At 43.9% G+C, this 10,720-nt stretch carries 8 protein-coding genes and 2 pseudogenes; 7 read left to right on the plus strand and 3 right to left on the minus strand.

Annotated features, from left to right (window positions below; genetic code table 11):
- Positions 1-192: pseudogene (locus tag NWP22_RS07365) on the minus strand (photosystem II D2 protein (photosystem q(a) protein)); the annotation flags it as partial.
- A 689-nt stretch (positions 193-881) separates the two neighbouring features.
- On the opposite strand from NWP22_RS07365, the gene NWP22_RS07370 reads away from it, so the two are divergent.
- From NWP22_RS07370 to NWP22_RS07395, 6 genes are all read left to right on the plus strand, one after another.
- A complete protein-coding gene (locus tag NWP22_RS07370; RefSeq protein WP_271734693.1) occupies positions 882-1,478 on the plus strand; it encodes a photosystem I assembly protein Ycf4 in 597 nt (198 codons plus the stop codon).
- Positions 1,479-1,561: 83 nt separating this feature from the next.
- Positions 1,562-2,320 (plus strand): peptidylprolyl isomerase, encoded by a 759-nt coding sequence (locus NWP22_RS07375; RefSeq protein WP_271734694.1) that lies wholly within the window; start codon positions 1,562-1,564, stop codon positions 2,318-2,320.
- A gap of 63 nt (positions 2,321-2,383) precedes the next feature.
- Positions 2,384-3,532 (plus strand): beta-ketoacyl-ACP synthase, encoded by a 1,149-nt coding sequence (locus NWP22_RS07380; protein ID WP_271734696.1) that lies wholly within the window; start codon positions 2,384-2,386, stop codon positions 3,530-3,532.
- A 66-nt stretch (positions 3,533-3,598) separates the two neighbouring features.
- Entirely contained in the window at positions 3,599-5,011 is a 1,413-nt protein-coding gene (locus NWP22_RS07385) for a folate/biopterin family MFS transporter (RefSeq protein WP_271734698.1), read from the plus strand.
- Between the two features lie 9 nt (positions 5,012-5,020).
- Positions 5,021-6,508 (plus strand): carotenoid oxygenase family protein, encoded by a 1,488-nt coding sequence (locus NWP22_RS07390; protein WP_271734699.1) that lies wholly within the window; start codon positions 5,021-5,023, stop codon positions 6,506-6,508.
- 356 nt (positions 6,509-6,864) lie between these two features.
- Positions 6,865-8,154: a Glu/Leu/Phe/Val family dehydrogenase gene (locus NWP22_RS07395; protein ID WP_271734700.1), complete on the plus strand. Its 1,290-nt coding sequence runs from the start codon at positions 6,865-6,867 to the stop codon at positions 8,152-8,154.
- A gap of 96 nt (positions 8,155-8,250) precedes the next feature.
- Here NWP22_RS07395 and NWP22_RS18340 read toward each other — a convergent pair whose 3' ends face one another.
- Positions 8,251-8,673, minus strand: coding sequence for a helix-turn-helix domain-containing protein (locus NWP22_RS18340; RefSeq protein WP_417006617.1), 423 nt, complete (start codon positions 8,671-8,673; stop codon positions 8,251-8,253).
- Between the two features lie 162 nt (positions 8,674-8,835).
- Positions 8,836-10,341, minus strand: coding sequence for a response regulator (locus tag NWP22_RS07400; RefSeq protein WP_271734701.1), 1,506 nt, complete (start codon positions 10,339-10,341; stop codon positions 8,836-8,838).
- Between the two features lie 40 nt (positions 10,342-10,381).
- On the opposite strand from NWP22_RS07400, the pseudogene NWP22_RS07405 reads away from it, so the two are divergent.
- A pseudogene (locus NWP22_RS07405) lies at positions 10,382-10,720 on the plus strand (hypothetical protein); the annotation flags it as partial.

The following is a 10,720-nucleotide window of genomic DNA, read 5'->3' on the forward strand; positions in this document are numbered from 1 at the left end:
GGCTAATCCGTGGGTGTACCAGGAGGTGACGAAGGTTGTACCGGTGAGCCAACCGCCTAGTGCTAGGTAAGCGCAGGGGAATAATAATATCCCTGACCAGCCTACGAATACGAAGCGATCGCGCTTTAACCAGTCGTCTAAGGCGTCAAACCACCCTCTTGTACTGGGGGCACGTCCAACTGCGATGGTCATTGAACTAAAATCCTCTTTTACTAAAATTGCACCGTTTTTGAAGCAACGCTGTCGGCTATTGTGCCGACTTTGTGCGACTTCAACGAGGAATTAACGTTTTTTTGACAATCTCAGCAGCCCGAAAGCATCTGAGAATCTGAGATATTGCCCTCTTAATGAGGGAGCTTCTCAGAATTATGTCATTACACGCACCATTGGCTAATGATTTATTAGCTTCTGGTCACTTAATGATTCTTAACTTATCACATTAGTTTGGGTTTTTGCCCAATTGACTTTATTGACATTCTTGCCACCCTATAGAGGCCTGGGTATGCCAAGAATCACCTCTTGGCTTTCCTGCTTAGTCCCTGAAGGGATTTCGGCTTTCCCCCTACATGAATGTAGAGGCTACCTCGGCACAGAAAAATTGGTGTAGTTAATTCTCAACATGACTAGATTTTACTACACGAATACACAGACAGTAACCTCATGAATGACCACAGATGGGGCCAATGGCCCCGTCTCTATCCCTGCCCAGCGGTGGGGGTTTGTTCAGTACAAACCTATTACTTCTGATCAATATCAGAATTTTAATAATTTGACACAAGTTTTCTCATAAATCTTAAAAGTCTCACTCCTGCAACTTGCAAGAAAAGCTCCTGAAATGGCAGACTTGGATCGGGAAGAACTCACAGGCCAAAGTTAGTTCAATGACGGCATCAACAACAATTAACAAAGGTGATTCGCCTAACGGCGATCGCAAACCTTCCAGTATCCTGCATCAAAGTGTTCTGGGTTCTCGTCGGTTTAGCAATTACTGGTGGGCAACCATCGTGACCATGGGCGCCACAGGCTTCTTGTTGGCGGGGATATCTAGTTACTTTCAAGTAAATTTACTCCTAGTTACCGACCCAACTCAACTGATATTTGTACCCCAAGGACTAGTCATGGGCTTATATGGTACTGCCGGCTTACTGTTAGCCTTATACCTCTGGCTCATGATTTTATGGGATGTCGGAGGCGGTTACAACGATTTTAATCAGGACACTGGCAAGATAAAAATCTTTCGTTGGGGATTTCCCGGTAAAAATCGTCGCATTGAAATTGACACCTATACTCAAGACGTGCAGTCTGTGCGCATCGATATCAAAGAAGGTCTGAATCCCCGTCGCGCCCTCTACCTACGTGTTAAGGGTCGGCGAGACATTCCTTTAACACGGGTAGGCCAACCATTATCTTTAGCAGAGTTAGAAACTACAGGCGCGGAATTAGCCCGATTTTTGAGAGTACCCCTCGAAGGACTCTAAGGAAGGGGAAGGATTGCAACTTGTACCACATCTCAAAAATTACTCAAGCAGATAACATACTCAGGTTAAATCAGTAACTGACTATGCAGTTAAAAGTCTCAAATTTTCTAGTTGCGTTTTTGATAGTCGGTGCTTTGACTTTGGGAGGATGTTCCACACAGGATGTTACTTCTAACTCAGCAGGAACTGAGACAAACACGGGCAACACAACAAGCACTGTATCTGAAATCATAAGTGAGAATATTCCGGGAATGAAAAATTTACCACGCCTCGAAGGTAAAGCTACTGTGGTGATGACCGTTAACGGTTCACCCATTACTATCGAGGTAGACGGCACCAATGCCCCAATTACAGCTGGCAACTTCGTTGATTTAGTCCAAAAAGGTGTATACGATGGGTTAGTTTTTCATCGAGTGGTGCGCGATCCCCAACCTTTTGTAGTTCAAGGGGGTGATCCCCAAGGTAAAGACCCCAAATTTCCCGCAAATAGATTGGGGACGGGTGGTTACATTGACCCGGAAACGGGGAGTGAACGTCGCATACCTTTAGAAATTAAGCCCATGGGTGCAGAACAACCAATAATTTACGGTCAAACTACCCGTCGCCCACCTGTGTTACAGCATAAAATGGGTGCGGTAGCAATGGCGCGATCGCAAATGCCAGATTCAGCTTCCTCACAGTTTTACTTTGCTCTAGCAGATTTAGGTTTCCTCGATGGTAACTACGCTGTGTTTGGTAATGTCACCGACGGCTTTGATGTGGTGAACAAAATTCAGCAAGGCGATCGCATTGAATCGGCTAAAGTGACTCAAGGTGCAGAAAATCTGAAAACACCCGATTAACTCCAGAGTAGGGGAGTAAGGAAAAAAATTCCCAATTCCCCACCTCCCATTCCTAATTCCCAAATGGTTGTCATCACTGGTATTGGTTTAGTTTCCTCGTTGGGAACCAGCTTAGAGCATAGCTGGCAGAAGTTAATCGCGGGTAAATGTGGTCTGCAATGGTATCAACCATTTTCAGAACTAGCAGCCTGTCCTCTAGGTTTGATTGCTAACCAACCTACGGAATTAACAACTTTAACCCGGCTGGTAGTGGCCTCGGCATTAAAAGATGCTCGGTTGGTTTCACCCTTACCCGATTGTGCTGTGGTTATTGGATCAAGTCGCAGTCATCAAGCTAGTTGGGAGTTGCTGGGGCGGCAAATATATGGACATAATCCCCCTGAGAATAAAGGGAAAGCACTTATAGAAAATTGGTTAGATTTTTTGCCTCATACCAACGCCATGGCATCAGCCCGCCAAATCGGTGCATCTGGTATAGTTTTAGCACCCATGGCAGCTTGTGGTACTGGTATTTGGGCGATCGCTCAAGCCGCTTTACTGATTCAAACCGGCCAATGTCAACGCGCTCTGGCTGGTGCTGTAGAAGCCCCAATTACGCCCCTAACATTGTCAGGGTTTCAGCAAATGGGGGCTTTGGCCAAAACTGGCGCTTATCCCTTTGATTTGCACCGGGAAGGGTTGGTATTAGCTGAAGGGGCGGCGGTGTTGGTCTTGGAATCCCCAGAATTAGCACAGCAGCGTCAAGCTAAAATTTATGGTAAGATTCTTGGCTTTGGCTTGACAACAGATGCTTATCATGCTAATAAACCGGAACCTACAGGCAAAAGTGCGATCGCCGCGATTCAGCAATGTTTAAAACGGAGTTCCCTAAAACCAGAAAATATAGATTACATTCATGCTCACGGCACTGCCACAGTCCTGAATGACAAAGTAGAGAGTCAAATCATCCAAAATTTGTTTCCCCAGAAAGTAGCGGTAAGTTCCACCAAAGGTGCCACAGGTCATACATTAGGAGCATCTGGGGCCTTAGGTGTGGCATTTTCCCTCTTAGCTATGCACAGGGGAATCATACCACCCTGTGTAGGATTACAAACACCAGCATTTGATTTAAATTTGGTCATGGCGGCCCGTGAAACCCAAGTGCGGAAGGTATTATGTTTGAGCTTTGGCTTTGGTGGTCAAAATGCGGTCATGGCCTTGAGTAATATTTAGCTAAAACTAGATTCTGAGAAATCGATATGATAGAAAAGTAGATAAAACTTAAAAAATATTTATCAAATGCTGATTGACTCCCCTGGCTTGTCTCAGGTTAAAGACTCAGTGAAAAGTAAAATTTTCTTCGGTCATGAACCCAGCGCCGAGTTAATTGCCATTCTTAGCGTCTACTTCGTCCAAGGAATTTTAGGCTTGGCCCGTCTAGCAGTAAGTTTTTTCCTCAAGGATGAATTGCTGCTGAGTCCGGCTCAAGTGTCGGCTCTATTGGGAATAGTCGCCTTACCGTGGATAATTAAACCGGTATTCGGCTTTATTTCTGATGGCTTACCCATATTCGGCTACCGCCGCCGGCCTTATTTAGTGCTATCTGGGATATTAGGAGCAATATCTTGGATAAGTTTGGCGACCATAGTTCATACTAGTTGGGCCGCTACCCTAGCGATCGCCCTGGGTTCTCTATCTGTTGCGGTCAGCGATGTCATAGTTGACTCATTAGTAGTAGAAAGAGCCAGGGGAGAATCCCAAGCAGCAGCAGGTTCACTACAATCACTCTCCTGGGGTGCTTCCGCATTGGGAGGTTTACTCACCGCTTACTTGAGCGGAATACTGCTCGAACACTTCACCACGCGCACTGTATTTTGGGTTACCGCCTCATTTCCTCTGATAGTTTCCGCAGTAGCTTGGTTAATTGCTGAAACCCCCATTAGTAAAAATGCCCCACATAGCAATAATAGCCAGAACCCTTTAAGCATCAAGTATCAACTCAAGCAACTACGCCAAGCAATTACCCAAAAATCCATTTGGCTACCCACAGCCTTTGTATTTGTCTGGCTAGCCACCCCAACAGCCGATTCTGCCTTCTTCTTCTTCAGCACCAATGAACTACACTTTCAACCAGAATTTCTAGGACGGGTAAGACTGGTAACCAGTGGGGCTTCTTTGATAGGAGTGTGGATGTTTCAACGCTTCCTCAAAAATATTTCATTTCGCGCCATTTTCACTTGGAGTACAGTCCTATCATCAGCCTTGGGAATGACAATGCTGCTGCTGGTCACCCATACTAACAGAGCTTTAGGTATAGATGACCACTGGTTTAGTTTGGGTGATAGCCTCATTCTGACCGTCATTGGACAAATTGCCTATATGCCCGTTTTGGTACTTGCAGCCAGATTATGTCCCCCAGGAGTAGAAGCGACATTATTTGCCTTACTGATGTCCGTTTCCAACTTAGCCGCAATGGTTTCCTATGAACTTGGAGCCATCATCATGCATTGGCTGGGCATCAGCGAAACCAACTTTGAACTAATGTGGCTATTAGTAATTATTACTAACCTCAGTACACTATTACCACTGCCATTCATTCATTGGTTACCGGCAGAGGATCCACAAATGCAGACAGCAGAAATATCTCACTTGATGCCCGAATTAATCCTGAGGGAATCAGACTCACAAACCATGGAATCCAAAAGACCATAATATCAGCAGATGCAGACCTTAAAAATTGAAGACACCCCAAATCCAGAAGAATCTTATACCCTTGCAGATTGGCAGGGAGGATATAAATCACTTACCCAAGAATTTGACTACTGGATTGATGATATTGAAGGGCAAATTCCCCCAGAATTACAAGGTACATTGTTTAGAAATGGCCCCGGCTTGCTAGATATCAATGGACAACCAATACATCACCCCTTTGATGGCGATGGGATGATTAGCCGGATCAGCTTTGTCAATGGTCGCGCCCATTTCCGTAACCGCTTTGTTCGTACTGAAGGCTATTTAGCAGAACAGCAAGCGGGTAGAATCCTTTATCGGGGTGTCTTTGGTACTCAAAAACCCGGCGGTTGGTTAGCTAATATTTTCGACTTCAAAATGAAAAATATTGCCAATACCAATGTAATTTATTGGGGTGATAAACTCTTGGCACTGTGGGAAGCAGCAGAACCCCATTGTCTTGATCCCTATACATTGGAAACCTTGGGGAAAGAATATTTCCATGGTGTTTTATCATCCGGTGAAGCCTTTGGCGCACATCCCCGCTTTGACCCCAGTTGTAACCAAGATGGTGGCGCACCTTGTCTGGTAAATTTCTCGATTAAACCGGGACTATCCACCACCATTACTATATTTGAACTCAACCCAGACGGTGAAGTTGTGAGAAAACAAACTCATAGTATTCCCGGGTTCTGTTTCATTCATGATTTTGTCATTACTCCTAACTACTGTATCTTCTGGCAAAATCCCGTTACCTTTAACCCCATACCCTTCGCTTTAGGAATACGTGCTGCTGGAGAGTGTATCAAATTTCAGCAAAATCAACCCACTAGGATTATAGTCATTCCCCGTCACCCCGGAGAAACAAAGGTAAGAACTTTAGAAACTCAATCTGGCTTTGTTTTCCACCACGCTAATGCTTTTGATGCGGGTGATGAAATTGTCATTGATTCTATTTGTTACGCATCATTCCCAGAAGTCGAGCCGGAAAGCGATTTTAGAGAGGTTAATTTTGCCGCAATTTCCCCTGGTCAACTGTGGCGATTCCATCTTAATCTTGAGACTGGGAAAGTCCGCCAACAGATGATGGAAAGCCGTTGTTGTGAGTTTCCTAGTATAAATCCCCAACTTGTAGGCAAAAAATATCAATATTTATACTTAGGTGCATCTCACGGGGAGACTGGTAATGCGCCCTTGCAAGCATTGCTGAAAATTGACTTGCACTCAGGAGACAGACAATTGTGGAGTGCTGCACCACATGGTTTTACTGGGGAGCCGATTTTTGTCCCCCGGACAGATGCTAAACAAGAAGATGATGGCTGGGTGCTAGTATTGGTTTATGATGCCACACATCACCGCTCGGATTTAGTCATATTAGATGCCAGTGACTTTAATCAAGGTGCCATTGCCAGACTACATCTTAAACATCACGTTCCCTATGGTCTACATGGCAACTTCACAGATGAAGTTTTCATTTAAACACTTATAATACCAGTAGGTTGGGGTGAGGAAGGACAACCTAAGCCGCTCTGTGGCCTTTCTCAAGATTCCAACCGACCTAGGTTGATGACTTGATTTTGACACTCCCTAAAGTACGATCATGGTAAATCCGTTACCGCTTCCGTTGAGCCTTTGAGGATAAAACGTATAAATAACGACCATAAAGCCTTTGGGGATATCGCACCCCCAAAAAAGGGAGAAAATCGAGGTAACATTCCCGCAAAATGTCACAAAAACCAGAAAATTCCACCATTCTCAGACAAAAAGGATAAGCTAGGGATATCACTCATATATATATCCAGTCCGCAAAGATAATGCGACTAGGAGAAGATGTTATGGTTTCAAAATCTCCCTTGCCCATAGAACCTGAGACTCCAGGGCACATTTGCCCATTAGACCAGGCCTGTAGTTACTTAGAAGCTGCAGGTAAAGAATTAAACCTAGATCAAGGAGTATTGGCAATCCTCAGCCATCCCCGTAAAGTGGTGACAGTTTCTATCCCCGTGAAGCTAGATAATGGTCAAATTCAAGTGCTAACTGGACATCGGGTGCAGCACTCTGATATTCTCGGCCCCTATAAGGGAGGAATTCGTTACCATCCGGCTGTAACATTAGGGGAAGTATCAGCCTTAGCTATGCTCATGACTTGGAAGTGTGCGTTATTGGGCATACCTTATGGCGGTGCCAAGGGAGGTATAGCCATAAATCCTCAAAGTTATAGTGTGGGAGAATTAGAAAGAATCAGTCGCCGCTATATCAGTGAGTTAATTAAAGACATTGGTCCTTCAGTAGATATACCCGCCCCAGACATGGGTACTTCTGCCCGTGAGATGGCTTGGATGATGGATACTTATTCTGTAAATGTGGGTCATGCCGTCCCTGGAGTTGTCACTGGTAAGCCCCTTTCTATTGGTGGTTCTTTAGGGCGAGAAAAGGCAACGGGCAGAGGTGTAATGATTATTGTCCGTGAGGCATTAGCAGAACGAGGTAAACCCCTGACAGGAGCACGAGTAGTAATTCAGGGTTTTGGTAATGTGGGGGGTGCAGCAGCGGAATTATTACATGAGTTGGGGGCTAAAATCATCGCTGTCTCCACAGGGGCTGGGGGTATTTTGGCGACCGACGGGCTTGATATTCCGGTATTGAAAGCTTATACGGCGAAAAATCACAAGAGTGTTGTGGGTTTTCCCCAAGCAGTACCAATTAGCAATGCAGATTTACTCACTTTGCCTTGCGATGTCTTGATTCCAGCGGCTTTGGAAAATCAAATTACTAGGGAAAATGTCAACGAGGTGCAAGCGGAAATTGTCGCCGAAGCGGCTAATGGACCAGTGACTTTAGTAGCGAATCAGTCCCTAGAGGAGCGTGGTGTGACCGTGCTACCGGACATCCTGACCAATGCTGGCGGTGTTGTTGTCAGTTATTTAGAGTGGGTGCAGGGTCTTTCTTATGTGTTTTGGGATGAGGAGCGTGTAAACCATGAAATGGAACAGTTAATGCTGGCAGCTTATCACCAAGTAATACAGCAGTCAAAGAGCAGACAAATTCCTCTACGATTAGCAGCTTACACTTTGGGTGTTGGTAGAGTTGCACAGGCGCTGGCTGATAGGGGTCTTTATCCTTAGTTTTTAATTTCACCCAAAGGTACTTTGGCGGGACTCCCAGTACTCCCTTGAAGGTGGGCTTCAGAAGCCTATGGTCGTACTATCCACAGTATAAGACTAGTCTCCCTCGGGGGCTGGGATAGTGTTTGTCATACGTACCCGAAATGCGCTGGGTGAGACTCCTAATAATCGCTTGAAGGCTCGAGTCAGATGACTATGGTTGTAAAATCCGCAGCACAGAGCAATCTCGCTCAGGGACATACTAGAGGACTCTAACAAGCCTTTAGCTCGGTATACCCTCTGCCGAATAATGTATTGATGAAGTGAAATTCCCGTGGTTTGCTTGAAGCGATAACATAGATAGGACCTGCTGAAATTGATTTGCTGCGCTAGTTCAGCTAATTTAAGGTCTTGCTCAAGGTAGAGATCAATATATTTCAGTACTAGTTTTAAGCTATGTAGTCCGAAACGTCCCTCATAATTTTTTTGTTCAATGCCACAGTCAGAATAGTGCTGATTGCGATTGGTTTTGATAATCATAGTTGCTTGGCAAAAAGGTTACAAAATTAGTTAGACATATCCTTAGCCTTACAAGTCAATTGACTTGTCAAGTAACTTGAGGAAGATATGTCTAGATAAGATATCATTTAGTTATAAGGAACTTATAAGAGAAAAATAATCACTATATAAGGATAGAGGATTTCAACCGGAGAGATAAAAGCACAATGTATTACCGCCTCTGGTTTGAGCAGATGTCAGGGCTTGGTCAACTGTTGTTAATAATTCTTCAGGAGTGGCGGTAGAACTGGGGATAGTGCCAGTAATACCTAAACTGATCGTAAATTTTTCTAAGCTGAGGATAGCTTGGTATAAGTGTTGGGCAAGACGCAAGCTACTATCTGAGGGCATACTGGGTAGAAGAATACCAAATTTTCCTCCAGTGTAGTAAGTGATAAAACTAGGAGGAGTAAGGTACTTTTGTAAAGTTTGCCCAAGCTGTAAAAGGTAAATTTTCTGCTGTTGTTTCTCAAAATCATCAATGGCGCAAAAAATTAAGCCAAGAGGGATATATTGTGTACGCAGGCGTTGCCATTCTTGCTTTAAAGTATGACTAAAATCATCGGGAGGTATGAGAGTAGGTATATGCTCTCGGATGTTGGAATCATTCAGCGGTAGTGTTGTTCCTGGTGGGCTAAATCCTTGTGATAATGCTTCCAATAAAAAACTGAGTTCGGTAATATGTGCATTGCTCAGATGTTCTTGTGTGAGAAGGGCTTCTATTTCCCGTGCTATTTCTGAGCCTTCGGGATACCCAAAAGTACCCAAATTACCAGCTAAACGATGAACTATGGTCAGGATATGTTGTTGCTGTTGCGAGTTGTTGGTTTTTAATTGGAGTTGATTGATTGCTGTGTTGAGTTCTGCTATTTTTTCAGGTAAGGAAGCTTGAAATTCTGCTTTAATTTCTTCAATAAGCGCGATTCCCTCGGCTATATCGTCAACTGTTGCCACTGGAGACTCAGATTTCCCTTCTTTTCTAGCTTTAAGCCGATATCCCAAGCCGTAAATAGTTTCAATGACTTCTTCTTTGATTCCTGCGGCTTTGAGTTTACGTCGTAAGTCTTTGATTAAATTGGTGACAGCATTATCTGTGGGGAACTCATCTGCTAACCATAATTTGTCAATTATATCTCTACGGGTCAAAATCCTGTGGGGGGAGCGTAAAAATAATTCTAATAACCCAAATTCCTTGGGAGTGAGTTGAATTAATTCCTCTCCATACTGCACTTTTAGCAACTGGGGATTAAGGGATAAGTTACCCCATTCCAAAGTCACTAAACTTGATTCGTGTACTCGACGGGATAAAGCTCGTATTCGCGCCAATAATTGAGGAGTATCACAGGATTTGACTACATAATCATCCGCTCCTGCATCTAAACCTCTAATCACATCTTCCTCTGCGCCCTTGGCGGTGAGCATTAAGATGGGGACTTGACAACCGTGCTGACGTAGTTGACGACACACACTCAAACCATCTAATTTTGGCATGAGTACATCTAGCAAAATTAAGTCATAATTGAACTGATTTACCATTTCTAGACCAATGTGACCATTTGTAGCCACATCGACTACATAGCGGTAGGAAATAAGAATATTTGTGAGTAATTTACTGAAATAAGTATCATCATCTATTAATAAAATTTTCATTCTTACCCATTTTCACTCATTATCCCAGTTACCAAAAATAATGAAACTATTGCCTATATACTCCCAGTTGATGCTCAAATTTATCGGCAGAATTCCTCTAAAGACGTTATTTATTGTACCTTATATTGGTATCATTCTGCTGAGTGTTGGCACTGTCACTTATCTTTCTTATGAAACTGGGGAAAGAGCGGTGAATAAGTTGCTAATCCCAGTGATATCATCCAGAATACGCCAAATTAGCGATCGCTTGACTACATATCTGGGAACACCACAAAGATTAGTGGCTATGAATCGCTATGGGATAGAGCAAGGACAAATCAACCCAGAAAATTGGGAAGAGTTAAGATTGCATTTCTTCCAACAACTCAAACTCTACAAA

Source organism: Anabaenopsis tanganyikae CS-531 (assembly GCF_029891675.1).
In the GTDB taxonomy this organism is placed as follows: Bacteria; Cyanobacteriota; Cyanobacteriia; order Cyanobacteriales; family Nostocaceae; genus Anabaenopsis; species Anabaenopsis arnoldii.

Coding starts and splice junctions, on each gene's coding strand:
- NWP22_RS07370 (WP_271734693.1), top strand. CDS start 882: ATGACGGCATCAACAACAATTAACAAAGGTGATTCGCCTAACGGCGAT.
- NWP22_RS07375 (WP_271734694.1), top strand. CDS start 1,562: ATGCAGTTAAAAGTCTCAAATTTTCTAGTTGCGTTTTTGATAGTCGGT.
- NWP22_RS07380 (WP_271734696.1), top strand. CDS start 2,384: ATGGTTGTCATCACTGGTATTGGTTTAGTTTCCTCGTTGGGAACCAGC.
- NWP22_RS07385 (WP_271734698.1), top strand. CDS start 3,599: ATGCTGATTGACTCCCCTGGCTTGTCTCAGGTTAAAGACTCAGTGAAA.
- NWP22_RS07390 (WP_271734699.1), top strand. CDS start 5,021: ATGCAGACCTTAAAAATTGAAGACACCCCAAATCCAGAAGAATCTTAT.
- NWP22_RS07395 (WP_271734700.1), top strand. CDS start 6,865: ATGGTTTCAAAATCTCCCTTGCCCATAGAACCTGAGACTCCAGGGCAC.
- NWP22_RS18340 (WP_417006617.1), bottom strand. CDS start 8,673: ATGATTATCAAAACCAATCGCAATCAGCACTATTCTGACTGTGGCATT.
- NWP22_RS07400 (WP_271734701.1), bottom strand. CDS start 10,341: ATGAAAATTTTATTAATAGATGATGATACTTATTTCAGTAAATTACTC.